Below are 24,743 nucleotides of genomic sequence, written 5' to 3'. Positions count from 1 at the left end.
TTATGAAAAGAGATAAAATTATTTTTTACGTAGCTACAGGATTATTAACATTAATCATGTTGTTTTCAGTCAGCATGTATTTTTTTAAACATGAAGATGTTGCATTAATGTTTACCAATTTTGGGTATCCAACCTATATTATTTATCCATATGCAGTTGCTAAACTTTTAGGAGTTTTTGCGCTTTGGAATCCAAATTTTAAAACCATAAAAGAATGGGCTTATGCAGGTTTCTTCTTTGCATTTATCCTTGCATTTTTTGCACATTATATGATAAGTGATGGCGGACAAATGACGGCTTTAGTAGCTATGGTATTACTAGTTGTGTCTTATATTTTTAACAAAAAAATACAAAACTAATTTAAAGCAAGCATGTTTAAAAAACGATCTATCTAAAAAGGATTAATAGTAAATAAAATGTGCCTTAAATAAACCAATACATAGAAAGAGATGAAAAAAATTATCGCATTTGCAGGAAGTAATAGTAAACAATCAATTAATAAAAAACTTGCAGTATATACTGCAAATTTAGTTGAGAATTGCGAAGTAGAAGTACTCGATCTTAATGATTTTGAATTGCCAATCTACGGAATTGATTATGAAACAGAAAATGGTGTGCCAGATAACGCTAAAGTGTTATTAGAGAAGATTAAATCTTCAGATGGAGTAGTACTTTCTCTTGCAGAACATAATGGAGCATATGCAACAGTATTTAAAAATATTTTGGATTGGATGTCTAGAATTGATGGAAAATTATGGAGTGATAAGCCTATGTTACTTATGGCAACATCTCCAGGTGCTAGAGGAGGAGCAACGGTATTAGAAATTGCTAAAGGACGTTTTCCATATATGGGCGGAAATATAATTGCCGATTTTTCATTGCCTTCATTTAATGATAACTTTTCAGATGGTAAGCTTATAAACCCAACCTTACAGGAAGAATTATTAAATAAAGTTGTCTTGTTTAAAGAAAACGTATAATAATGGGAGATATTTCTAAAGACATTAATTCTAAATTTCCAAGCTATAAAGTGAAAGCAATGCTTAACATTATGTTTACAGCAAATTGGATTAATAGTTATCAGAATTCTTTTTTTAAACCTTTTAAAATATCATCTCAACAATACAATATTTTACGAATATTAAAAGGTGCTGGCGAAGCTTTAAAAGTACAAACCATTAAAGAACGAATGGTCGAAAGGTCTCCAAATGCAACGCGTTTAATGGATAAACTTTCAGCTAAAGAACTAATCGAACGTATTCCTTGCCCTAGCGATAGACGAGTTGTTCATATTAAGATCACTCCTAAAGGGTTGCATTTATTAGAAGATATTTCTAGAGCAAATCGAAAAGATTTACTTAAAAACTTATCTGAAGAAGAAGCAATACAATTAAGTGATTTATTAGATAAAATTAGATAAAAAAAAAGAGGTTAAAATGAAAGCAGTGCTACATAAGGCAGCAAGTAGAGGTTTTGCAAATCATGGATGGTTGCAAGCAAATCATTCTTTTAGTTTTGCTGGTTTTTATGACGAAACTAAAATACATTTTGGTGCTTTACGTGTTTTAAATGATGATGTTATTGCTCCAAAAATGGGTTTTGGTACGCATCCACATGATAATATGGAAATTATTACCATTCCTTTAAAAGGAGTCCTTAAACATAGAGATAATATAATGCATCAAGAATGGCAAGAGGTTTTGCCAGGAGAAGTACAAGTAATGTCAGCAGGTACTGGTGTAAAACATTCTGAAATTAATGGTTCTGTTGAGGAGGATTTAAGTTTGTTTCAAATCTGGATTATGCCAAATAAACAAAATGTTACACCTAGATATGATCAAAAATATTTTGATGAAAATGAAAGAAAAAATAAACTTCAAGTTTTAGTATCTTCCATAGATGATGATTTCGAGGGAAGTCTAAAAATTCATCAAGATGCTATAATTTCACGAATAACACTTAATAAAGATGAAAACTTTGCATACCACTTAAAGAGTAAAGCGCATATGGTGTATGTTATGAATATTCACGGAGAAATTGAAATAAACACAGAAAATTTGCTTGCAAGAGATGCAATTGGAGTCTCAGAAACAGAACGTTTTGAAATAAAACCTAAAGAGGATTCCGAAATACTCTTTATTGAAGTTCCAAGAATATAAATTAAGCATCCAATTAGGATGTTTTTTTTATACAAAATAGCGATATTTGTATTTACTAACTAAAATAGAAATAGAAAATGGCAATGAACAAAAACACAGTATTAGGTTGGGCGACTTTCTTAATGATGGCAATGGGAGTTATTTTAATCCTTATGGGAGCTTATCGTTATGATGATGTAGCAGGTTGGGGTTTTGCAACTGTTGGGATTGGTTTTTTTTGCATAGCATGGGTTTTTAATGCATTAAAAGGTAGAGTATAAAAACTCTATAAAGAATAAATTAAAATTTAAAAAGAAGAGTTTAGTATCTTTAAAATAATTAAATAATAACAATGAGTGACGATAAAAAAGTGATTTTTTCTATGTCTGGTTTAACCAAGACATTCCAAAGTGCACAAACACCAGTTTTAAAAAATATTTATTTAAGCTTCTTTTATGGAGCAAAAATAGGAATACTAGGTCTTAATGGTTCTGGTAAATCTACTTTACTTAAAATTATTGCTGGAGTAGATAAAAATTATCAAGGAGATGTTGTTTTTTCTCCAGGGTATTCTGTAGGTTATTTAGAACAAGAACCACAGCTAGATGAAGATAAAACGGTTATGGAAATTGTGCGAGAAGGTGCGGCTGAAACCGTTGCAATTCTTGATGAATACAATAGTATTAACGACCAATTTGGATTAGAAGAAGTGTATAGCGATGCAGACAAAATGGAAAAGTTAATGAACCGTCAAGCAGTGCTTCAAGATCAAATTGATGCAGCTAATGCTTGGGAGTTAGATACCAAATTAGAAATCGCAATGGATGCTTTACGTACGCCAGATGGAGACAAAAAGATAAGTGTACTCTCTGGTGGTGAGCGTCGTCGTGTAGCTTTATGTCGTTTACTTTTACAAGAACCAGATGTATTATTATTAGATGAGCCTACCAATCATTTAGATGCAGAATCTGTACACTGGTTAGAGCATCATTTGGCACAATACAAAGGAACTGTAATTGCAGTAACGCACGATAGATACTTTTTAGATAATGTTGCTGGTTGGATTTTAGAGTTAGATAGAGGAGAAGGTATTCCATGGAAAGGAAACTATTCTTCTTGGTTAGACCAAAAATCGAAACGTATGGCCCAAGAAAGTAAGACCGCTTCTAAACGTCAAAAAACTTTAGAGCGTGAGTTAGACTGGGTACGTCAAGGAGCAAAAGGGCGTCAAACCAAACAAAAAGCACGTCTTAAAAATTATGATAAATTAATGAGTCAAGACCAAAAACAACTTGACGAAAAACTGGAGATATATATTCCAAATGGACCGCGTTTAGGTACCAATGTTATCGAAGCTGTAGGTGTAAGTAAAGGCTATGACGATAAATTACTATATGAAGATTTAAATTTCAATTTGCCACAAGCAGGAATTGTTGGTGTTATTGGTCCTAATGGTGCTGGTAAAACAACTATTTTCCGAATGATAATGGGTGAGGAAACTTCCGATAAAGGAGAGTTTAAAGTTGGAGAAACGGCAAAGATTGCCTACGTAGACCAAAAACACTCTAATATTGATCCAGAAAAAACAATTTGGCAAAACTTTAGTGATGAGCAAGAATTGGTAATGATGGGAGGAAAAGAAGTGAATTCTAGAGCCTATTTAAGCAGATTCAATTTCTCTGGAGGCGAACAAAATAAAAAAGTAAAATTACTTTCTGGTGGAGAACGTAATCGTTTGCACCTTGCTATGACATTAAAAGAAGAAGGTAACGTATTACTCTTAGATGAGCCTACTAATGATTTAGATGTAAATACATTGAGAGCCTTAGAAGAAGGTTTAGAGAACTTCGCTGGTTGTGCAGTAGTAATTAGTCACGATAGATGGTTTTTAGATAGAATTTGTACGCATATCCTTGCTTTCGAAGGCGAGTCTCAAGTATATTTCTTTGAAGGTAGTTTTTCTGATTATGAAGAAAATAAAAAGAAACGTCTTGGTGGAGATTTAATGCCAAAACGTATTAAATATAAAAAGTTAGTACGATAATAAATATTTTCTTGAAAACATAAAAAAAGCCTGCATTTGCAGGCTTTTTTATGTTTTATTTGGAATAAATATGATTCGATCCTAGTTTGTAATTACTACTTACATCCAAATCATTTATTTTTTTTAAATTTTCATCAAACAGTTTTAGCTCTTTTTCAATAGAAGCATCATGCTCATGAATATAGAGTGTTTTTTTTAAGAAGATTCCTAAAACCAAAACTGTTACAACAAAAATAATGGTACAAATAGTTGTTAGCATTTATTCTTTTTTAGCAGTATTGCTATACATATGTCCTTCAGTAAAATCCGTATATTCTTTATTATCATCTTCTAACAAATTATCCGTAGCTTTCATTAACTTTTCATTCTCAGCTTTCAGTTTGTAAGATTTTCTTAAAACAAGAATTAATAAAACAGAAAAGAATACAACACAAATTCCTAAAATAGTAATCACACTCATTTGCCTTATTAAAGCAAGAAAATGTATAGTAAAAAGGGTGATTATCATGGGGTTAGATTATGATTTTGGGAAAAATCTTCTTCAAATATATAAAAAAGATTTTAACTAAAGTGTTCATTGTTAAAATATTAATACCAATTTAATTGAACGACTTCAATATTCTTATTACTGTTGTTAACCATCGTTTTAAACAATGCAACATCACTTAACCCTTCTGTTCCTCTAAAGTGATAAGGGTAAACTTGTTTTGGTGTAAAATCTAAAACAGCACTCGCAGCACTTTCAACAGGCATTGTATAAGGCAAATTCATACAAACAAAAGCTTTATCAATATTTTTTAATGCACGCATTTCAGGAATATCTTCGGTGTCACCAGAAATGTAAATACGTTCTTCTCCAAGGGTAATTACATAACCATTCCCTCTACCTTTACTATGAAATTTTAATGCTTCCTCTCGTAAATTATACATAGGTATTGCTTCAATAGAAATACCATTAACTGTTGTTGTTTTTCCATTATCTAAAATAACACTTTCTAAAAAATTTAATTCGGGTAACTTATCCGCAACAGCTTTTGGCATTACAACTGTAGCTTTACTTAAATCTAGAGCTTCTAATGTTTCTGCATTTAAATGGTCTCCATGAATATCTGTAATTAATACAATGGTTGGTTTTTTTTGTTCTTTAAAAGCTTCGGCACCACCAACAGGGTCTGTATAAATTACAGTGTTTTCATACGTTAAAACCATAGTGGCATGTTCTATAGGAGTAATTTCTAATTCTCTTTTTTTGATATCTTTTTTTTCCGTTTTTATTTCAGTATTAGTAGTTAACTCATTATTTTCTTTGCTTTTATTTTTACAGCTAGAAAAAAATAGAAGTGTAATTATTAAAATGGATATTGTGTTTTTCATGCGTATTAATTTTTTACAGTTTAAAGATAATCATCAAAAAGCAATTAATTAAAAATGTAACAAAATATTATGATTCGCTACTTATATTTTAAGTGATTTCATTTTCGATACTGATATTTTTTATCGAAATTGCTTAACCAAATATAGTTCAACTTAAAACACGCAATACAATATGTCTGATGATTTTGATTTATTAGAAACAAACGCCAACGAGAAAACAGAAAAGGTAGATGTAAACTGGGGGAAAGCCATTGACCAAATGAAGTCAAAATTGGCACAAGAAGACGATCCAGAAAGCCGCCAAAAAATCTTAAATGCAACATTAGATAATGTTGTAGATATGGCAGAAAAAGATAGAACTACATTATTAGACGCCATTAAAGACTTAACCGATTATCAAGACGAAGTTGGTATTATGTTCGAAGGTTTTTCGGCATTAAATGGCGAAGAACAAAAAATTATTGACGATGCTATTAAGCGTTTAGAGCGTGCAAAAGTTGAACTGGAAGATGCTAACGCAAAACCAGATACGTTTTGGAACAACCTTTGGGGAAGAAAAAGCAAAATAAAAAAAGCAGAACTAGAACTACAAGAAGCACAAAAAACTCGTGATGCTGCCGATAATAAAGCAAAAGCATTATTTCAGCAACGTATAGAAAGTGCAGATGTGCAAACCTTGTTAAACGAACTTTCTTTTAAAAGTCAAGCAGCTGTAAAACGCTTAAAAGACCGAGAAGTAGAAATTAAAGAAGTAGAAGAAAGCCTTAAAACTGCTATTGTAGAAGCTTCTAACAACCATACAAAGGCATTACAAAAAAAGAAAGAAGTAGAAGATAAACTCGAAGAACAATACGCTTTATTAAAACAAGCACGTCAAGCACTAGAAGAAGTAGCAGATAAACAATCTACAGAATACTCCGATGCACTATCTAAGGTAACCACTTTAGAGCAAAAAGTAGAAGAGTTAGAAGGGCTTAAAAACGCTTACACAACACTTGCAGCTTCTAAAGATAGTTTTGTACACAAACATAATTTAACTATTAAAGTATTAACTTCTTTACGTAGTAATTTACAAACGCATCGTGCAAAATTAAAAAGTGATACCGACGAACGTCTTAAATACTACGATGGTTATGTAGTGGCTTTAAAGGCGAGAACAGACCAAGAATTTGCTGCAATTTTAGAACATTTAGGAGTAAAAACAGATGAGCATATTGGTGAAACATTAGCATCTATGCATACTGCTTCTGCTAAAGCACGTCAAGAAATGATGGATAATATTCCGGTACACGAAAAAGTAATGCAAGGCGTTTACGGTAGTTATGCAGAGGCTTTAAATGAAATTCGTGAGAAAGATAAATCCATTCAAAAGAATTTTGCAGAACGCTACGGAATCGATATGAAAGAAATTTTTGAAGATTATTATGCTGCAGATCCTAATGCACCTTCAAATGGTGGAGGTGATGAACCAGCAGATGCTCCAAAACCAGAAACTAACGACGACGATATGCTGTCTTAATAGGTTACTTCTAGTGATTTATTAAAAAAGAATAAATAGTATCGTGAAGATAAGAATAGCGTTACCTAATTTTGCTTTTCATGGCAAAATTAGGTCAGGCTTTCACTACTCGCTCTCTGCGAGGAGCTCAAACAAACCGTTCAATCCTTAACGCACTTGCGCAACCTTAAACAAACAAAAAAAGCTATACGCTAATAGCCAAACAATGATAGTAACACCTCTAGACTCCGCAATACTTGACTCCAAAGAGCAATATGTTTTCTATCACAAAATGGTAGACTTTGCACTTAAAGAACTTATTGTTGCAGTACAACAAAAGCAACTATTAAACGAACAAGAAATTCTCTTATTTAAGCAATACAGCGATTTGTTGTTATATTCTGTAGAAGCCATGCGTGTAAAATATAGGTACGACGATGAAGAAAACATGAAAGTCGATTTAACAGATTCTGGTTTTCCAAACTATTTAGAGTTTCGTTATTTGTTTAATGATTTAGAGCTTCGTGAAGAGTATTTAGGTAAACTAACCAATATAGAAACTTTAAAAGAAGAGTTTTTAAACACCTTACTTCACAAAAAAGAACCAATAGCAAAACGAAAATTATTTCAAGCTTCTTCAATAGTGTATTATGCATCCGCAAAAAAAGAATATATATTTAATCGTTTTGTACAAGGTAAAATTATAGAAGCACCAGAAAATGCACCAGCAGAACACTTGGTAAGTTGGAGTTTTTACGATGTGTCACACAATAGACCATTTATTTGTTATATGTATTTTGATTACGATGGTAGTAATCCGCAAAAAGAAAGAGACGAAATATACAAAACGCTTAAAACGGTTGCAGATAGAGAAATGAATTTAGATACCATGGCTTATGGTATCGATAAACGTTTGCCTAAAGTATTTCCTAAACACATAAAAAGAGTAGATTTAGGTCCTATACACAATATATTTGCAAAAGATGAGAACCAAGTAACACATGCAATTCTAGAAGGTATTGCAAGAAAAACGATTCCGTTAAACTCGTATGCAATTTCATTTAAAATAGACGAATTAAAATCGCAAAGCGAATTTAAAGAAGGGAGTTTCTTTAGCAAGCAAACCTTTCAAAAATGGGATACTGTTTTTAGACAACGTTACGTGTTTGCACCACACAGAATCATACAATTACTATACAATAAAACACCAGAAATTATGAATAAACTAGCAAAAGCACCAATTGAAGTAAGTAGTATTCAGTAGGTAGTTTGCAGTTACAGAACGTAAAAAAGAAGCAATGTCATTTAAAACATTATTAGCATACCAAAAAGAATTGCTAATTAGAAGCGAAGAAATTGGTAAACCCATTAATTAGAGGATGAAAAATTTAAATAGAAACTAAACCTGACTGCACACTGCAGACTGAGGATTAAATAAAAAATAGCAAAGGATGTCCGTTAGAGTAAATACGGAGGACTCAATATTGCATACTGAAGACTAAAAACAAATGGAACACAACACAACTTTCCCTATTAAACAAAACGAACTAGATATGCTTCGTGATGAAGCTACTAGCTATATAAAATCGGTACAATGGGAACAAAGCCAACGTGCAAAAAATAAAGATAATGATGCCAAAGACGAATCCATTTTACTGTATTTGTCTAGAGCAAATAATGGTAGTCATGTTGATGTGACTTCAGTTTCTAAAACTATTTTAGCTTTAAAAAAACGTTTGTTACCCGAATCTGTAGCAATACCAATTCACTTAAATCATACACTCTATGCGGTTCAAGAAGGAATTACTTTAGGAATTTGGATAAAAGATAGTTATTACGATGCATCCGGTTTATCTACTTTAAACGAAAATAAATCGGCTTTAGATACTAACGGAAAACGAGAATACGAAAGTAAAAGGCATACTGCAACCGCATATATGCTTTTTGCTACTGCTTATAAAATATTACACGATTTAAAACCGCATGCCTCTGACGATTTATCGGTTATGAAACAAAAATTTGCGGGTATTCCAGAAGTATCTTTACTTTCTCCTTTAAAAGGAATAGCATGTCAGTTGTTTTATTATGACAAGTATTTAGCGCATCCAGATATTGTGAAATCAGATAAAGATGTTATCGATTTTACAGTGGTTTATTTTGAAGCACTAATCGACGAAATTCAACTTCGTAAAAGCAGTTTAGAATACACAGAAACTATAGTAGATAGAACTTATAAATTGGAAAAAAGCGAGTTTGCGATTTCTGGTTGGGATAATGTGTTTTCTGGTACAGCAAAAAGTATCGAGTTTAATAAAATTCAATTCGAACAAATTGTTGGTAACAGAGATGCAAAACACTTTGCAAGACGTTTAACTGAACGCATGCTCAGTTACGATTTTGAAGCAAAGAAAAATCCGTTTCAAGAACTTGGAGGTTTTATGCCAGTTTTTATGGGGTATGGAATTCCAGGAACTGGAAAAAGTATGTTAATTGCTGCAATTGCAACACGTTTAAAAGAACATTGCGATAATTTAGATATTCCATTTTTATTTCACCCAATGCCAGATACTTTAATTAGTACTTTTCAAGGTGGTTCTGCCGAAAAAATGGTAGAATGGATGAAACCTTTACAAGATCCCACAAAATTAATATTTGCACCAATTGATGATGCCGAAAATAATTTGCAAGAACGTACTGCGCAAGGTGTTTCTGCAGGAGTAAAAGAAGTTATTGGTGTGTTTTTACGATATACTGAAGGTGCTTACGCGGTGAATTATGGTAATAGTTCTGTAGGCTTGTTTACCAATCTTCCAGAAATGTTAGATAAAGCCGTTATTTCTCGTGTACAAGGACGTTTTAAAATTGATGGAGCACGAACGGAACATGACTTTTTAGATCAAGATCATCTTTGGTGGCGTAAACTAGATACAACGATGCCAGACTTTGTAAATATGCAAGGTCCAGAAAATTATAGCTACTTACAAGATCAAGGATTAGCAAAAAGTATGGGAGAAATATTAAATGTTTCTAATAAACCAACAGAAGAACGTGTTTTGGATGCTTACAGTAAAGTAGAAAAACATTTTAAGACAAGTCATCACCTGTTTTATGCAAATTTATACATGGAGATTCAAAAGATCTTTCCATTCTTTTCCTCGCGTGATGTTCGTAATATTCAAAGTGCAGTTTCCCTTCGTTTAACCGATTTTGATTTAGAGGAAGATTGGTTTGACAATCCTGAAATTTATTTCAAAAAAGATTACGATACCAAGTTTAATATGTTGCAAGAATTAATGCGAGCCAATATGAAAGGTTTAGACTTTTCCGAAATAAGAAGACAAGAAGTAGTACGATATTTAGATAATGTGGCAACCATTGCAGATACCGATTTTAAACGAAAAGTAGATGCAAGAGTGAATCAAATGAATATCGATTTAGAAGCTAGAGAGCAGTTTGGAAAATAAATCTTTTCCTAAAAACTCATGTCACTTCGAGTGATTTTAGAGAAAGCGAAAATAGTATCAAGAAGCAAGTGATTGTTGAATAAGGAAATAATAAGAGAAGCATTTTTAGTAGATATTTAAATTATGAATAAACTTAAAAACATAACAAACAGGGTATTATCTAATGAATGGGCTACTTTAAACCAAATCGATTACGATTATCAATTTAAAGATGGAAGCTGGAAACGCATCTCTCGTGAGAGTTACGATAGAGGAGATGGCGCCTGTATTTTATTATATAACATAGAGAAACGTACTGTAATTTTAACCAAACAATTTAGAATGCCTGCTTATGCGAATAATAAAAATGAAGGCATGTCTATAGAGGTTTGTGCAGGAGCAATAGATAAGCAAGAAGCCCCTGAAGTATGTATTATTAGAGAAGTAGAAGAGGAGGTTGGTTATAAAATACCAAAAGCAACTAAGGTTTTAGAAGCTTACACTTCTCCAGGAGCAGTAACCGAAAAAATGTACTTATTTGTTGCAGAATATTCAGATGCAATGAAAATTAATGAAGGTGGAGGATTAGCGATTGAAAACGAGGAAATTGAAGTTTTAGAAATCCCTTTTCATGAAGCAATACAAATGATGAATAATCAGGAAATTATAGATGCAAAAACAATTATGTTATTGCAATACGCCCAGATACATCAATGGATTGATTAAATATATTGTCACTTCGAGTGATTTTCGACGAAGGAGAAAATAGTAACCAGGAGTGAGTGATTATTTAGAAACGAAAAATAGTATTAAGAATAAGATTACCGCTTTCGCGGAAACAAGATGCAAAAATTAAAAAACGCTAATTTATACCAAAGTGAGCTCATACCAATAAGTGGTAAATTGGTAGAACGTTATAATAAATGCCTAGTGAAATTAGGCTTTGATGCAACAGCACTTACCAGTTTTTCTATAGACGGCATTGGTTGGAGTCCTGAAATTGCTGAAGAAAAAAAGAACATGCATTACCTTAATCATGGAGATGCAAACCCGCACGGAATTATTATTTCTCCTCTGCAAAAAGGGAACCCAGTTTACATTCCGTATCATACGTTCGATCGGGAAATGATGAAGTTTGTTTTTAATACTTACGAATCTAAAATTAATGACATTACAAGAGATTGCGCAATATGTTTAGATTTCGATCAAAATATAGATGCTTTTTACGAACCCTTAGATGTCCTTAAATACGATACGGTTTCTATTAATTTTCATTTAATAAACGAATTGTATCATGTACAAAAAGAACAATTTCAACTTATTGAAAAATTTAAAGAAGGGAATAATTTTATAGACGAAGATTTACAGCAACAACTTCTTGACTCCGCAAAAACCTATGGCGATTTAAGGCATAGAGATTTAGAATTACCTCCTATAGATTTTAAAACAAGTTCTTTTTATACCAGAGCACTTGGAGGTGTTTATGTATTGCGAGATTTTATCAGTGAAATTGTTGTTTTCGAAGACCTTAAAACGTATAAAGAAGCAATAAAAGACACCATTCATGAAGTCATTATTTTTCATATCGAGCAACCAGAACTCATGGATAAACTGCGAGATCATGTAATTGTAGAATGTGATTTAGAAAAAGTTATTCAGAAAGCACAATACCAACGTGTTAAAAAAATGATGCTCTATCAAGAATTAAAAGAAACAAAGCATCCTATTAAAGATGTTTTAGACGATAATGTTTTATTTAGACGATATTTAAATACTATAGATGCTACAGCTTTAAAAAGAGTAAATGGGGTAGAAATTTATTTAGAAAAAATAGAACGAAGCAACACTTTTAAAATTCATGATTTAGTTAATCAAAAGTTTTATGATGCATTACATCAGCCACATTCCTCTCTTAATGCAAAACACCAAGATTTAATCTGGAAACTACTAATTAATGTTTCGCCTAAAGATGTATTGTTTTTGTATTGGTATGATAAAGAAGCATTTTATAAAGCATATCAAACTTACAGTGACTCAATGAAAGATTGGGTAATAGAAACTATTAGTAACAATATTTAAAGAAATTAGACTAATTTAGTAGTCAGTCATATAAAACAAAAAAATGGGTTTAGAAGTTATCATATTTATAGCAGCAATACTTTTCGGAATATTTATTTACTGGAGAGAGTCTAATGGAAATGCTTTGTATCGTTTTATTAATAAGATGCTAAACAACAAAGCTTTGCAAATGAAAGCTTCCAATAAAAAAGGCTTTGTATACCAACAAGCTTTTTTGCCAAGACTAGTTTATGTAGCTGGAGCATTTTTATTAATTGCTGTATTGTTTCAATTTTTAACTCCATTTAAAATATTTAGCAATTACTACGGTATTTCTATATTTTTCTCAAGTATTGTTGGTACGCTAATTGGCACATATATAGCTAATTTTATTTTCAAATCGGGAGAGGTAATCGATGAAAAAAGCGACTCTATAGAAGATGTTTTTCAGGAAACCATAGAAAAAGGAAAAGATTTTATTGAGGATTTAAAAGAAAAAGGAGAAAGAACTTTTGATACAACAGAATCTGAAGTAAAAGAAGTAAAAGAAGATGCGAAAGCAGAAACGAAAAGTGCAAGAGAAAGATTGAAAGACAAAGGGTTGATGTAGTAGGTTTCTGCGAAGACTAGAATCTTTTAAATATAAAATCAAATATAAAAAAAATAGATTCCCATTTTCATGGGAATGAAAAAATAAATTTTCAATGATTAAAAACTACTGGAAAAAAGGAGCAAAGCAAAAAACAATTGTAATTATAGGTTTACTTGTGCTAATAATCGCATTGTTTATTTTACGTGACGATTATCAACCAGCTTTATTATTTGTAAGAAAGTACATTTTTGTAATTCTATTAAGTGCAATTGTGCTATTTCTAGGTTTGCGAAAATTTAGAAATACTGCATCCGGTGGAAGCAGAATTGGCGTTTTGGTAATGATGATGCTTTTTTTCGGATTACTATATCTTGTAGGTTGGCATTTTAAGATGTATGATTATATGAAAACATATAATGTGTATAATAATCTAAATAAAATTCAAATAAATGAACTTCCTTTAACGCAAAACGAACGTATACAACCACTGCGAAATATTTATTCTATGGCTAATGAAAGTGTTGGAGAAACCAAAGATGTTTCGCTTCCACATCTAGTTAGAGTAGACGGTTTAAATAAATGGACAATGGCAATACAGCCAACCGAAAAGTACGTTTGGCAAGGTATGAGTGATAATACAGAAGAAGTTTTTGCTGTATCTAGCACAACACCTTTTCCTCGTTTTTCTAGCGAAAACAGGATTCCAGTAACATTTTCTATTGGCGAATCTTTAAAATTTAGTCGTAATACATACAACGCAGTAGTACAGCGTTTTAATCCTTGGATGCTTTTTAATTTTGAACCAAGCGATACGTTTTATATGAAAAACGATTCCGGACAATGGGTAGAAGTAGTAAGCCTAATTAAATGGAAAGGTTTCTTATTTCCATATCCTACTTTTGGAGGTGTTATGGTTGTAGATAGTGGCGAACACGATTTTAACGATTATATAGAACGTATTACCATTGGAAAAGGAACTTATATTTCTCCAGAAGAAATGCAGAGCCATCCATATTTAACAAAACAAAATACATTGTCTGAAAAAGTTTCTCGTTTACAAGCAGAATCTTTAAAATTTTTAGGCGGATTTAGCGATCCATTGCCATGGAATATGAAAACTGCTGTTAAAATTCCAAACTTACCAAACGACCAAAATCAGCAGCCTTTTGTAACCGATTTTGATTTTTCAGATACTAAAGTAAGTGCTTACAGTGGCTTGTACCATTGGTTTGGATTAGAGCCTGTAGGAGACGAGCGTACTAGCTTAACCTTTAGTGTTTTTATCCCATCTGATGGTACAGACGCTCTTTATTATTATAATCATGCAGAAAAAAAACAAGGATATGCTGGTGTTTCCGCAATGCCATTAAAAGTTATAGAATCTAGAAAAGAATACGATTGGTCTGTTAATAAACCAGTAGAGTTTAGACCCTATATTAAAGATATTGCAGGTAGAAAAAGAATGTTTTTTTTAGGAACAGTTTCTGCTGTACGAGAAGAAAGTGCTCAGTTTGATGGTTCTGCAACTCCAGATTTAGCCTTAATAGATAGCGAATACAGAGATGTAGTTTGGATTGATGCTAAACACCCAAGTCAATGGGAAAAAACAGTGTATGATCAATTAAACGAAGCATGGAGAGCAAGTGAAGGAATTGGTTATTATTTTGAAGAAGAAACAAAAACAATAGAAACTGCACAAAAAATATTAGATTCTATAAAATCAATTCCTGCTGTAGATAAAGAAGCATTGCAAATTGAAAAACTACAACGCCAAATAGATTCTATTAAGGCTTTAAAGGAAGTGGTTAAAGAGGAAACTAAATAATATAGGGTTTCTTATAAAAGGAGTTGTAGCCAATGCGAAAAAACAACCAGAATAAATGATAAAAACAGAATTCGGAACTTTTGATGGTAACAAATGGGAAAGTGTTTCTCAGTTATGTTTCAAGAATAATTTTAGAGAAGAGTCTTATCAAGAAATAAAGGCAACTCCTGGCGATTTTGGGATTGAAGGCTTCACAAGAACAGGAAAGGTTTTTCAATGTTATTGTCCAAATGAACATTATTCTACTAATGACCTTTATGAAAATCATAGAGATAAAATAACCAAAGATTTAAAAAAGCTCAAAACATACGAAACTCAATTGAAAAATATTCTAGGAACGACCAAAATCAAAAAATGGTATTTTGTTACTCCTATTTATGCAAAAAATGATATTGTTCAGCATTGCTCACAAAAAAAGGAAGAAGTAAAAAGCTGGAATTTATCAATAATTGATAATAATGATTTTGAAGTAATATTTGAGGATATTAGTTTTTTACACCCATTTTTAAATACTGCTATTGAAAATTCAAAAATCAAAATTGATGTCATTCCTGAAACTCAAATAGAATCTGTTGACAAATTAAAATGGAAAGACTCTAAAATATCTTTAATAGAAAATTCGCAAAATAAAAACACTCATAGATTAAGTAGCAGTGCTACAAACTTTGATTCAAATCTAGATAAATTAGTTGATATAAACGTTCAAAATTATTTGGAAGGCAACAACATATTAATCAAATGGAAAGAAGATTATCCCTTAGACTATGAGAATTTTTTAAATATTACTAGTGTAATTGAATCAGAGATTGAAGAAAGATGCATCACTAACACTAAAGAACCTAGTGTATTATATGAAGAGTTTAGAATTTTATTAAAAAGTGAATTACAAAATTCATTTAAAAATTTAGCTCCTCAAATGATTTCTAAACTAACAAATTGGGCATTAGCTGACTGGATATTTAGATGCCCAATAAATTTTGAATAAATGGAATTATACGCTGAAAGAATTACATTTTCCAAGAAACCTATTTCTATTCCTCCAGAATATAGACCTTCGTATACCATTGGATTAATTGTATTAATATTAAAAATATGTTGCCAAAGTTCTAAATCTAGCCTTTTAAAACTTCATTTGATAAACTGGGCTTTAAAAAGTGATGAAAATAGAAACTCCCTTAAAAAATTTGTGCTTAGCAATTATACTGAAAGTTCAAAAACTTGGGGTATTGAACCAAGTCTTAATAGAGCTCTAAACTATTCCGTCCACGAAGGAATTTGCTCAATATCTGATGGGAAATATCAATTAGAGGAAAAGGGAGAGGTTTTTTATCAAAAGATAATCGAAGACCCAGAATATTTAAACGAAGAAATTGATTTCTTAAAATTTCTAGGCAAACGAAAAATCACAGATAATCGAATTGATTCAATTTATAAAAAATGGAAAAACCAAAATGCTTAAAATAAACAACATAAAAATAAATGTAAATACGAATAACGGTCTTTTTGGAACTTTCCATACTTTTAAAAAAGGCTTAAATATTATTCGAGGAAATAATACTAGTGGAAAAAGTAGCTTATTCCAAGCTATCGTATATGCACTTGGTTTTGAAGAATTAATTGGTGGTAGGTTTGAAAAAACAATGCAATCTGTTTTAAAAGACCAAGTAGAATATCCCAAAAGCACATTTCACAGTGTGCTTCAATCTTTCGTTTTACTAGAAATTGAAAATTCAAACGGAGATATAATTACTTTAAGAAGGTTTGTGCAAAGTCCCAATAGAAAATCGCAATTAATAGATGTTTATTTCGGTAGTCTATTCGTTAATCCAACTTTAGAAAGTCGTCCAATGTTTATTCACGACAATGGAGGTGCGTCTGATGAGAATTATGGTTTTCATTTATATCTTGAAGAATTTTTAAATTGGCATCTCCCAAAAGTTTTAACTAACAAAGGAGATTTACGTAAAATATATATTCAACAAGTAGCTTCAAGTTTTATAATTGAGCAAAAATCAGGGTGGTCAGATTTTTTTGCAACAATGCCTATTTATGGGTTAAATAATAAAGAAGCTAGGGTTGTAGAGTTCATACTAGATATGGATGTCTACGGCAATAAAATGAAAAAACAAGAATTAGGCATTTCAAAGAGAATCCTTGAAAATGACTGGTCAAATTTAAAAAGGAGCTTTGAAAGGTTTACAGAGAAAGGAGGCGGTAAACTTGTTGGTTTATCTGACTCTCCAATGATTATTAATAATATCAATGAAATTGATATTCTACTTTCAAAAGACACAAATGACTATTCTATTTCAAACTATTTAGATATTATCATTGAAGAATTTGACACTTTAAATCTAAGTGAAACAGTTACAGTTAAAGATAAAATAAATAGAGACGAAAATTTAATTGTAAAAAATGAAGAACAATTAAATCAACTAAGTTTTGACATAGAAATGCTATCAAGTGAATTAACATTTGACAAGCAAAAATTAAGTAATTTTAATTATCAATTAGAAAACTTAACTGAAGATTTAAGAAAGAATAAGGGAGCTCTTAAAGTTCAAAAAATGGGAGCTGAAATCGACTTAAAAGTTTCGCAAAATAATTGTCCAACTTGTAGCCAAGAAATAAATGATTCTTTACTTCCTTTATCTGTGAAACAAGTTCCAATGCGTTTAGAAGATAATATAAACTTCTTATCTGCTCAAATTAAAATGCTAGAAGTAAATATTGAAAGTTTAGAATCTAAAATTGTTAATAAAGAAAGTAATTTAAATAAAAAAAGAATCTCACAGAACAATCTTAGAAGTCAAATAAGAGAACTAAAAAAAGAACTAACTTCTGACGATAGACTTCCTTCAATAGTGGACATAGAATACCGATTAAATTTAAAGAAAAGAATTGAGTTTTATTCGAGATATTTAGAGGATTTTGCAGAACTAAAAGACGAATTATCGTCTCTTTCTAATAAATGGAAACGAATATTAGAAGAGCAGGAGAAACTTAAAAAAGACACCTTTTCTCCTAATGATATTTCTAAATTAAAATCATTATCTGATAATTTCAAATCACTTTTAAGTGTATTTAATTATAGCAGTAAAACAATTAACGATATTGCAATTTCTGATGAGAATTACTTGCCTTTAGCAAAAAAGCCAAATGATGAACTTTATTATAATATTAGATTTGATTCTTCTGCTAGCGATTTTGTTAGAAGTATTTGGGCTTATACCTGTAGTTTATATAAAACTTCAGTTGCTAAAAATGGAAATCATCCAAATTTATTAATGTTTGACGAACCCAAACAACAAGATATGTCAATTAATGATTTTACAAAATTTTTAAAAGAATTAGCTTCATATAAAAATGCTCAAACTTTACTATTTGCTTCATTTGAAAACTCAGACGAAACATTTGAAAAAGCAACATCTGATATTGAGTTTCACTTGAACTACATTGATAAAAAATTAATAAAGCCCGTTGAGTAAAAGCACTGGCTACAACAATGTATAAAAATAATAGCGGTTTAATCGCTAAAACGAAAGTAAGTAAATATAAAAAAAGGTCTGTGTTTAACCGAAATTTAGTGTGTGCAAATCCGCTACTATTCTTATACTAGACCGTTGGCAACAAGCTAAATAAACTTCCGAACTTAAAATTAAGACAAGGCAACAAAAAAAATACTTTCTTAAACAAAGCATTCGCAGATGATAATATTGAATAATTATCAATATAACTAAATATTTAGTTTAAACTAAATATTTAGTTATATTTGTAGTTCACTTAATATTCCATTCTATGAAGTATTTCCTTTTAATTATAGTTTTTTTATCGTGTAGCTTACATACTGAAGCTCAAACAACAAAATATTTTAAACATCTCGTTTTTCGTGAAACCCCATTTTCTAAAACAGAAGGAAGAATACCACTAACAGAAAGAGAAGTCCAAAATGTTAATCATTATAAATTACACTATGATTCACTAAATAGTTTAACGCTAGTTGAATACAAATACAATCAAAGTCTCATCGAATTAAATAGAAGTGGTATTCTTGATGGTAAAAGAGCATTAGCACCAAAAACTCAAATAAGATACACAGAAAATACAGAAACACGTTTATTTTTTGATGTGAATAATAAACCAACAACGAATGGAATGGGTGTATTTAAGGAAGTGTATTCCTATAATAAAAAAGGAAAAAGAGTTGGTTTAAAGTTTTACGACAAAAATGATAAGCCTATAAATAATAGTTGGAATATTTTTGAATACACTTGGAAACACATTAATAATAATTCTGTATTAGAAACAAGAAAAGATGAAAAAGGAGTACCTGTAACTATGCGACCATATTATAAGTTTTATAACGTGCTATACAAATTCAATGATAAAGGATTATTACTTTCAATGAATAATGTAGATAATAAGTTGAAATTAATAAATGATGAAACTGGTATTGCCACAGATAAAGCTACTTATGACAAAAATAAAAACTTCATTAATTTTAAGTTTATTAATGCAGAAAATGAACCTGTAGTAGGTTCATTTCTTGGAACAGCTGGCGGTTTTGCGACTTATGACAAAAATGGAAATTGCTTAAAATATGGGACAGTTGGTTTAGATGGAAACTATAAAATCAGTAAAAGAAGTAATGATGCTTATTCAAAATATAAGTTTGATAGCATTGGTAATTTGATTGAACGAAGTAATTATGACATTGATAACAAAATACAGATTAGGAATGGAGTTATAAGCGTAAGATACATTTATAATAAAGATAATCCTGTACAGCATTTAAAAACAGAATTACACCATACAAAACCAAATAAAAAAGTTGAGGACTCAATTCTTAAAAACTTCAACACCCAGATTGGAAAAGATAAGTTAGTTGAAGATTTGAATCAATTATTGGAAACATTAAAAGAACATCCATCACAGTTTGAATTTATTGGTAAAGATTCTTATGAAAAGCTTGTAAATAGTCAACGAGATAAATTAAAAGATTCTATGTCTGTTACCGAATTCTATCAAATAACATCGCCAATAGTTGCAAGTTTGGGCTGTTTACATACACGTATAGTAGATACTCGCTTTTTTAGAACACCTCAAAAATATTGGTTACCATTAATTGTATGGTTTGATAACGAAAAAATGTATGCAGTAAACAATTGTGTAGAAAATATTGAAATGAATACAGGTTCTGAAATATTGGAAATTAACGGAATTCCATCAAGTGAAATCTTTAAAACGTTAAAATCTACAATTTCTGCTGACGCGTATAATCAAAGCTTTTACAGAGGGGATTTGAATGTTAATTTTTTATATTACTATCACAGTTATTTTGGTTTTGATTCTGAATACAAAATAAAATTTAAACCTTACAATTCTGAAAAAATAATTACAACATCGTTTCTTATTGATGAACCAGCACCAAATTATAAAGTAGAAATAAATAATAAGCCAAGATTAAGCATAGAGATTAATAACAAAAGTAAAACTGCTATAATAAAGATTAAGAATTTTAACTATTTCCCAAGAGGTAGAGAAAATATAGGTTTTTTTAAAGAGAAGATAGATACTTATATGAAACAGATAAAAGATGAAAACATAAGTAAAGTGGCTTTTGATTTAAGAGGAAATAGAGGTGGAAACTCAGAATGCACTAACCATATTCTATCATATATAGTTGATAAAGAAATTAACTTTTATGAAAATAATGATTTGAATAAAAGACGAAATAGAACAATAGCAATAAAACCAAAAACAAAAGATAATATTAGTAATGCAAATATTTATATGCTTACAGATGGTCGTTGTGCATCTGCAACAGCCCAAATGTTAGCAGTTGTAAAACATAATAAGTTAGCAACCATAGTAGGAGAAGAAACGGGAGGCACTTACAGCACGCATCCAGGCAGAGGAACATCAGCATTAAAAAATACAAAGCTTGGTTTGCAAATAGGTACAGAAAGGGAATCTGTCAATGTTCCTAAATTGGAATTTGATAAAGGCATAATTCCAGATAAAGAAATTAAATTACAGCTATTTGATATAATAAACGACGATGCTCCTTTATTGAACTATATTTTGAAGAAATAAACAATCGGTAATAAAGCCAGTTGCAAACACCGTATAAAATCAATTGCTAGTTTTCTCCAATTTGATAAAGCCCTTTCGTAATATCCTTTGATTCGTTTCCAATTTGCTAAATTAGTCGCTTAACTAAAAAACAAAGCATATTCAAATGCATTGTTAGTAATTCAAGTAAAATGGAAAAATTATATAGAAAAGGTGCGATTGGAGCTTTAACAGATGAATATGAAAAAGCTCTGAACGAATTAAAGAATTTGCTTTTACAGATTCCTGATAATAAATTTGAAAAGATATATAATGAAAAAACGGATATAGAATTTCAATCCATAAGAAATATAGTGCTACATATAATTAATTCTGGATATGGTTATGCCAATCATATTAGAAAAAGATTTGGAAATAGTTATGTAGTTCCAAAAATTGAAATTGTAAAAACAGAGCATGGAATCCTTAAACTTGATGAAATGTTTGAATATACTGTTGAAACTTTTGAAGATAAATGGCAACTAACTTATAAGGAACTAATGAATACAATAATCAAAACATCTTGGACAACTTACGATTTAGAAGCTATTACCGAACATGCGATTGTTCATATTTTAAGACACAGGCTTCAAATTGAAAAAATGATTGTCAAACACGGAATATTATAATTTACACGAAAACTTGGTAGGATTTTCTATTCGGTTTAAGTTTTGAAAAAGAGGATTCTACAATAAATAAACAACACATCACATATATAAACCTTGTCTATAATTATTCTAATATTTTAAAGGACATACTTAGAGTACTATTTATTTCGTACTTATTATGTAAATAAAATAGATATATAACGACATGTAATTAAAATAACTATAATGAAAACCCTAAAAGAACAAACCGACGCAAAAATTGCAGCTGGTCGAAATGCGAAGCCTGAATTCATGAAAGGTGTCGATACTATTATCGAAAAAGCAAAAACCTTTCAAGAAGGTAAAAATGCTATTAAAGTGGGAGAAAAAGCACCAGATTTCATACTTCCTAATCCTGTAGGAAAATCAATATCACTTCATACGATACTAAAAGAAGGTCCTGTTGTTGTCACCTTTTATCGAGGAGATTGGTGTCCGTATTGCAATTTGCAACTTAGAGCTTTACAATCGCGATTAAACGATATTCATGCGCTTGGAGCTTCATTAGTTGCAATTAGTCCTCAGGTACCAGACGGTTCGCTAACCAAAAATGAGATTAGTGAAATGGATTTTATGGTATTGTCAGATCAAGATGCAAAAGTTGCTTCGCAATATGGTGTTGCTTGGGAAGTGCCAGAATTTTTAATGGAGCATATGCGAGTAGATCGTAATTTAGATTTAGAAACAATAAATAATGGAAATAGAAACATATTACCAATTCCAGCAACTTTTGTGTTAGACATCGATGGAATGGTAAAATGGAGTTTTGTAGATGTAGATTATAGAACACGTGCAGAACCGGATGCTATTATTGATGCTTTGAAAGAACTTTCATAAAAAAAATTGTATAATTATCGAAACTTTGGTTTGCAGGTTCATATGTAGTAGATTTATATACCTAATAAGGAATTAAATGAAAATAAAAAAGACCCAGTAGTAGGTTAATAAAGAAGTATTTCGATGCGCCAAACGAACAACATAGTACCATCTTTCGAGCTTCAAAAGAAAAGTTTTATTGTACATTAAAGGAATAAAAGTAAAAGATATGATTAAAGGACTTTATGAAACTCATTTATTTGTAGAAAATTTGGAGCGTTCTATAGATTTTTATTCTAATAAAATGGAATTAGAACAATGTCATTATGAGGCAGAAAGAAGCGTCACTTTTTTTTGGATAGGAGCGCCTAAACAATCTATGTTGGGACTATGGGAAAAGCCAAAGAAAGAAATACAAAGCAGACACTTTGCATTTACCTGCGAGCCAGATTGGATTTTAAATGAATCGGTTACATTTTTAAAAAATCGAAATATTAAACCTCGAAATTTTTTGAATGATGGAACCGAAAGACCAATGGTTTTTGCATGGATGCCAGCAATAGCAATATATTTTGACGACCCAGACGGAAATGTATTAGAGTTTATTGGTGTTTTAGATGGAAAACCTAAACCAGAAAACGGAATCGTTTCCTTTGAAAAATGGAAAGCATTAGAAGGAAATAACCAATAAAAAAATGGTAACTTTAATCAACTAAACTTCTTATTTAAAGCAGCAACAACACTTTCAATTTTATTGTTTTTATCTCGTCTTTCTAATAAAAGGGAAGACGCTTTTCTTTCATTACAATTTTGAATAGCACAACTTTCGCAAGTAACACCAACATCTTGAGTAACTAATTTTTGGTCTTCAATAAATCCAAGTTTTCGTTGTAATTGCTTGTTAATTAATAAACCAATACTAATACTTCTATAATGCTTTTCTTTAAAAGGATCTTTGGTTGCAGAAGATAATACTAAATATTTCATGTTATCACTTGGGTAGTTCGATATTTGCATATCAAACACATGATTTTCATTAGTATTACTACTATCTTTTAAAACTTGTAAGGAAACCCAACGTCTGCAATAATGTTCGTTGGTTTCGTTGGCACGAGGTGAATGTTGATGTGATAAATGTAGCTCTTTTTTAAGATGAAACCTCTCACTACCAGATTTGTGCGTAAATCGTAAAAAGAATAAATTCTGAATATTAAATTCTTTTGGAAGAATATTCGTTAAACGTTGGTAAAAGGATTCTGGGGAAGCATTAAAACAATCCATTGTTTTTAGAAAAAGCGAAGTATCAAAAGTCTTTTTATCAAAAACCTCTTTTAGTTTTTTGGTGATTAAGGCTTTAGGTAATATTAATGCTCCAGCAAAATAGGAAGCATAAAAATTATTTAAAACCTGATCAAAACTTTCAAATTTAATCCAAGAAAAAGTATATAATCTATCTTCTAATTCTAAATAGTTATAAGCCAATTCTTTTGCATAAATAAAAGTACGTTGTGCATCATCTATCTCACTAGCTAAGAGTAGTGTTTTATTTTTTGGTACAAAAACAGAACGTAAATTATCTAAGCTTTTGTGTTTGTCTAGTTCTTTATTATGAATAGTATAATTAAACTCTTCTACTAAAATATCTTCGAGCTCTTTTGAGGTTATTGGTTTGTCTAAGTCTATTTGATAAGCTTTTGCAAAAGCAAGAACGCTTTGTTCTAAATCGTCAAAATAATTGTTATTTGCTTCTTGAAAAGAACGAAGGGAAGCCAGGTAAAAACTTTCTTTGCTAAAGTTGTAATGTTGTGCAATTTCAATTATAGTACTAATAAAAGCATTTACTTTTGCAGGTGCATTGGCAACAATTTCTATTAAAGTACTTTCTTTTATACCGAATACTTCTAACGGAATTTCTTTTAAAATTTTAGACTGCAAAATCTCTCCAATAGGAGCTAGATTTTTGTCTAATTTTAAAGACACCATTTGATCATAAGGAATGTCTAATTTTTCTGCAAGTGTTACAATTTTATCTGGTTTCGGATATTTTTTTCCTTTTTCAATTTCATTTAAATACGATTTAGATAACCCCGAAAGCTTAGATAAACCAAATAACGATAAATTCTTGTCTGTACGTATTTGCTTGAGTTTCAAGCCAAATATGAGCTTTATATATTCTTCTTCCATAATTATTAAA

24 protein-coding genes are annotated in these 24,743 nt (G+C 30.7%); 20 read left to right on the top strand and 4 right to left on the bottom strand.

The genetic code is table 11. The annotated features are described in order from the left end of the window. Positions 1–2 precede the first annotated feature (2 nt). The 6 genes from Q4512_RS08230 (at position 3) to ettA (ending at position 4,182) form a co-directional block, all read left to right on the top strand. Positions 3–359 carry a DoxX family protein gene (locus Q4512_RS08230; RefSeq protein WP_303423802.1) on the top strand — a complete coding sequence of 119 codons (357 nt, stop codon included), beginning with the start codon at positions 3–5 and terminating at the stop codon, positions 357–359. A gap of 90 nt (positions 360–449) precedes the next feature. After that, positions 450–980, top strand: coding sequence for an NADPH-dependent FMN reductase (locus tag Q4512_RS08225; protein WP_303423801.1), 531 nt, complete (start codon positions 450–452; stop codon positions 978–980). Positions 981–982: 2 nt separating this feature from the next. Continuing rightward, positions 983–1,420 (top strand): MarR family winged helix-turn-helix transcriptional regulator, encoded by a 438-nt coding sequence (locus tag Q4512_RS08220; protein ID WP_303423800.1) that lies wholly within the window; start codon positions 983–985, stop codon positions 1,418–1,420. A gap of 16 nt (positions 1,421–1,436) precedes the next feature. After that, the gene (locus Q4512_RS08215) at positions 1,437–2,159 is read left to right on the top strand and encodes a pirin family protein (protein ID WP_303423799.1); all 723 of its coding nucleotides are present in this window, start codon (positions 1,437–1,439) and stop codon (positions 2,157–2,159) included. Between the two features lie 77 nt (positions 2,160–2,236). Continuing rightward, positions 2,237–2,419, top strand: a complete 183-nt coding sequence (locus Q4512_RS08210; protein WP_303423798.1) for a CAL67264 family membrane protein — start codon at positions 2,237–2,239, stop codon at positions 2,417–2,419. A gap of 71 nt (positions 2,420–2,490) precedes the next feature. After that, on the top strand, positions 2,491–4,182 hold the full coding sequence (gene ettA, locus Q4512_RS08205; protein WP_303423797.1) for an energy-dependent translational throttle protein EttA: 1,692 nt from the start codon (positions 2,491–2,493) through the stop codon (positions 4,180–4,182). A 55-nt stretch (positions 4,183–4,237) separates the two neighbouring features. On the opposite strand, the gene Q4512_RS08200 is transcribed toward ettA, so the two are convergent. From Q4512_RS08200 to Q4512_RS08190, 3 genes are all read right to left on the bottom strand, one after another. Next, complete coding sequence (locus tag Q4512_RS08200) at positions 4,238–4,441, bottom strand: hypothetical protein (protein ID WP_303423796.1); 204 nt, start codon at positions 4,439–4,441, stop codon at positions 4,238–4,240. After that, entirely contained in the window at positions 4,442–4,690 is a 249-nt protein-coding gene (locus tag Q4512_RS08195) for a hypothetical protein (RefSeq protein ID WP_303423795.1), read from the bottom strand. Between the two features lie 80 nt (positions 4,691–4,770). After that, positions 4,771–5,556, bottom strand: a complete 786-nt coding sequence (locus tag Q4512_RS08190) for an MBL fold metallo-hydrolase (protein ID WP_303423794.1) — start codon at positions 5,554–5,556, stop codon at positions 4,771–4,773. A 172-nt stretch (positions 5,557–5,728) separates the two neighbouring features. Here Q4512_RS08190 and Q4512_RS08185 point away from each other — a divergent pair, with 172 nt between their 5' ends. The 14 genes from Q4512_RS08185 to Q4512_RS08120 all read left to right on the top strand — a co-directional run bounded on the left by Q4512_RS08185 (position 5,729) and on the right by Q4512_RS08120 (position 23,240). Beyond that, positions 5,729–7,075 (top strand): microtubule-binding protein, encoded by a 1,347-nt coding sequence (locus tag Q4512_RS08185; RefSeq protein ID WP_303423793.1) that lies wholly within the window; start codon positions 5,729–5,731, stop codon positions 7,073–7,075. Positions 7,076–7,280: 205 nt separating this feature from the next. Continuing rightward, the gene (locus tag Q4512_RS08180; protein ID WP_303423792.1) at positions 7,281–8,318 is read left to right on the top strand and encodes a hypothetical protein; all 1,038 of its coding nucleotides are present in this window, start codon (positions 7,281–7,283) and stop codon (positions 8,316–8,318) included. Between the two features lie 244 nt (positions 8,319–8,562). Then, positions 8,563–10,518, top strand: coding sequence for an AAA family ATPase (locus tag Q4512_RS08175; protein ID WP_303423791.1), 1,956 nt, complete (start codon positions 8,563–8,565; stop codon positions 10,516–10,518). Positions 10,519–10,641: 123 nt separating this feature from the next. After that, a complete protein-coding gene (locus Q4512_RS08170; RefSeq protein ID WP_303423790.1) occupies positions 10,642–11,223 on the top strand; it encodes an NUDIX domain-containing protein in 582 nt (193 codons plus the stop codon). A gap of 117 nt (positions 11,224–11,340) precedes the next feature. Further along, positions 11,341–12,576 (top strand): DUF6638 family protein, encoded by a 1,236-nt coding sequence (locus tag Q4512_RS08165; RefSeq protein ID WP_303423789.1) that lies wholly within the window; start codon positions 11,341–11,343, stop codon positions 12,574–12,576. A 43-nt stretch (positions 12,577–12,619) separates the two neighbouring features. Then, on the top strand, positions 12,620–13,165 hold the full coding sequence (locus Q4512_RS08160; RefSeq protein WP_303423788.1) for a hypothetical protein: 546 nt from the start codon (positions 12,620–12,622) through the stop codon (positions 13,163–13,165). 94 nt (positions 13,166–13,259) lie between these two features. Continuing rightward, entirely contained in the window at positions 13,260–14,972 is a 1,713-nt protein-coding gene (locus Q4512_RS08155) for a hypothetical protein (RefSeq protein ID WP_303423787.1), read from the top strand. 55 nt (positions 14,973–15,027) lie between these two features. Continuing rightward, the gene (locus Q4512_RS08150; RefSeq protein ID WP_303423786.1) at positions 15,028–15,957 is read left to right on the top strand and encodes a hypothetical protein; all 930 of its coding nucleotides are present in this window, start codon (positions 15,028–15,030) and stop codon (positions 15,955–15,957) included. Next, positions 15,958–16,431 carry a hypothetical protein gene (locus tag Q4512_RS08145; RefSeq protein WP_303423785.1) on the top strand — a complete coding sequence of 158 codons (474 nt, stop codon included), beginning with the start codon at positions 15,958–15,960 and terminating at the stop codon, positions 16,429–16,431. Beyond that, a complete protein-coding gene (locus Q4512_RS08140) occupies positions 16,424–18,460 on the top strand; it encodes an AAA family ATPase (protein WP_303423784.1) in 2,037 nt (678 codons plus the stop codon). The genes Q4512_RS08145 and Q4512_RS08140 overlap by 8 nt, the downstream gene beginning before the upstream one ends. A 310-nt stretch (positions 18,461–18,770) precedes the next feature. Continuing rightward, positions 18,771–21,068 (top strand): S41 family peptidase, encoded by a 2,298-nt coding sequence (locus Q4512_RS08135; RefSeq protein WP_303423783.1) that lies wholly within the window; start codon positions 18,771–18,773, stop codon positions 21,066–21,068. 170 nt (positions 21,069–21,238) lie between these two features. Then, positions 21,239–21,715 carry a DinB family protein gene (locus Q4512_RS08130; RefSeq protein ID WP_303423782.1) on the top strand — a complete coding sequence of 159 codons (477 nt, stop codon included), beginning with the start codon at positions 21,239–21,241 and terminating at the stop codon, positions 21,713–21,715. A 204-nt stretch (positions 21,716–21,919) separates the two neighbouring features. Further along, positions 21,920–22,570, top strand: coding sequence for a peroxiredoxin-like family protein (locus Q4512_RS08125; protein WP_303423780.1), 651 nt, complete (start codon positions 21,920–21,922; stop codon positions 22,568–22,570). Between the two features lie 208 nt (positions 22,571–22,778). Beyond that, on the top strand, positions 22,779–23,240 hold the full coding sequence (locus Q4512_RS08120; protein ID WP_303423778.1) for a VOC family protein: 462 nt from the start codon (positions 22,779–22,781) through the stop codon (positions 23,238–23,240). Between the two features lie 17 nt (positions 23,241–23,257). On the opposite strand, the gene Q4512_RS08115 is transcribed toward Q4512_RS08120, so the two are convergent. Continuing rightward, on the bottom strand, positions 23,258–24,733 hold the full coding sequence (locus tag Q4512_RS08115; RefSeq protein ID WP_303423776.1) for a helix-turn-helix domain-containing protein: 1,476 nt from the start codon (positions 24,731–24,733) through the stop codon (positions 23,258–23,260). Positions 24,734–24,743: the final 10 nt, after the last annotated feature.

The organism is Oceanihabitans sp. 2_MG-2023 (genome assembly GCF_030547245.1).
GTDB lineage: Bacteria > Bacteroidota > Bacteroidia > Flavobacteriales > Flavobacteriaceae > Oceanihabitans.
Note: the sequence above shows the minus strand (reverse complement) of the source record. Positions and strands in the feature narration are given on the sequence as shown.

Coding starts and splice junctions, on each gene's coding strand:
- Q4512_RS08170 (WP_303423790.1), top strand. CDS start 10,642: ATGAATAAACTTAAAAACATAACAAACAGGGTATTATCTAATGAATGG.
- ettA (WP_303423797.1), top strand. CDS start 2,491: ATGAGTGACGATAAAAAAGTGATTTTTTCTATGTCTGGTTTAACCAAG.
- Q4512_RS08180 (WP_303423792.1), top strand. CDS start 7,281: ATGATAGTAACACCTCTAGACTCCGCAATACTTGACTCCAAAGAGCAA.
- Q4512_RS08150 (WP_303423786.1), top strand. CDS start 15,028: ATGATAAAAACAGAATTCGGAACTTTTGATGGTAACAAATGGGAAAGT.
- Q4512_RS08145 (WP_303423785.1), top strand. CDS start 15,958: ATGGAATTATACGCTGAAAGAATTACATTTTCCAAGAAACCTATTTCT.
- Q4512_RS08140 (WP_303423784.1), top strand. CDS start 16,424: ATGCTTAAAATAAACAACATAAAAATAAATGTAAATACGAATAACGGT.
- Q4512_RS08135 (WP_303423783.1), top strand. CDS start 18,771: ATGAAGTATTTCCTTTTAATTATAGTTTTTTTATCGTGTAGCTTACAT.
- Q4512_RS08225 (WP_303423801.1), top strand. CDS start 450: ATGAAAAAAATTATCGCATTTGCAGGAAGTAATAGTAAACAATCAATT.
- Q4512_RS08195 (WP_303423795.1), bottom strand. CDS start 4,690: ATGATAATCACCCTTTTTACTATACATTTTCTTGCTTTAATAAGGCAA.
- Q4512_RS08215 (WP_303423799.1), top strand. CDS start 1,437: ATGAAAGCAGTGCTACATAAGGCAGCAAGTAGAGGTTTTGCAAATCAT.
- Q4512_RS08220 (WP_303423800.1), top strand. CDS start 983: ATGGGAGATATTTCTAAAGACATTAATTCTAAATTTCCAAGCTATAAA.
- Q4512_RS08200 (WP_303423796.1), bottom strand. CDS start 4,441: ATGCTAACAACTATTTGTACCATTATTTTTGTTGTAACAGTTTTGGTT.
- Q4512_RS08190 (WP_303423794.1), bottom strand. CDS start 5,556: ATGAAAAACACAATATCCATTTTAATAATTACACTTCTATTTTTTTCT.
- Q4512_RS08210 (WP_303423798.1), top strand. CDS start 2,237: ATGGCAATGAACAAAAACACAGTATTAGGTTGGGCGACTTTCTTAATG.
- Q4512_RS08115 (WP_303423776.1), bottom strand. CDS start 24,733: ATGGAAGAAGAATATATAAAGCTCATATTTGGCTTGAAACTCAAGCAA.
- Q4512_RS08155 (WP_303423787.1), top strand. CDS start 13,260: ATGATTAAAAACTACTGGAAAAAAGGAGCAAAGCAAAAAACAATTGTA.
- Q4512_RS08125 (WP_303423780.1), top strand. CDS start 21,920: ATGAAAACCCTAAAAGAACAAACCGACGCAAAAATTGCAGCTGGTCGA.
- Q4512_RS08185 (WP_303423793.1), top strand. CDS start 5,729: ATGTCTGATGATTTTGATTTATTAGAAACAAACGCCAACGAGAAAACA.
- Q4512_RS08120 (WP_303423778.1), top strand. CDS start 22,779: ATGATTAAAGGACTTTATGAAACTCATTTATTTGTAGAAAATTTGGAG.
- Q4512_RS08160 (WP_303423788.1), top strand. CDS start 12,620: ATGGGTTTAGAAGTTATCATATTTATAGCAGCAATACTTTTCGGAATA.
- Q4512_RS08175 (WP_303423791.1), top strand. CDS start 8,563: ATGGAACACAACACAACTTTCCCTATTAAACAAAACGAACTAGATATG.
- Q4512_RS08165 (WP_303423789.1), top strand. CDS start 11,341: ATGCAAAAATTAAAAAACGCTAATTTATACCAAAGTGAGCTCATACCA.
- Q4512_RS08230 (WP_303423802.1), top strand. CDS start 3: ATGAAAAGAGATAAAATTATTTTTTACGTAGCTACAGGATTATTAACA.
- Q4512_RS08130 (WP_303423782.1), top strand. CDS start 21,239: ATGGAAAAATTATATAGAAAAGGTGCGATTGGAGCTTTAACAGATGAA.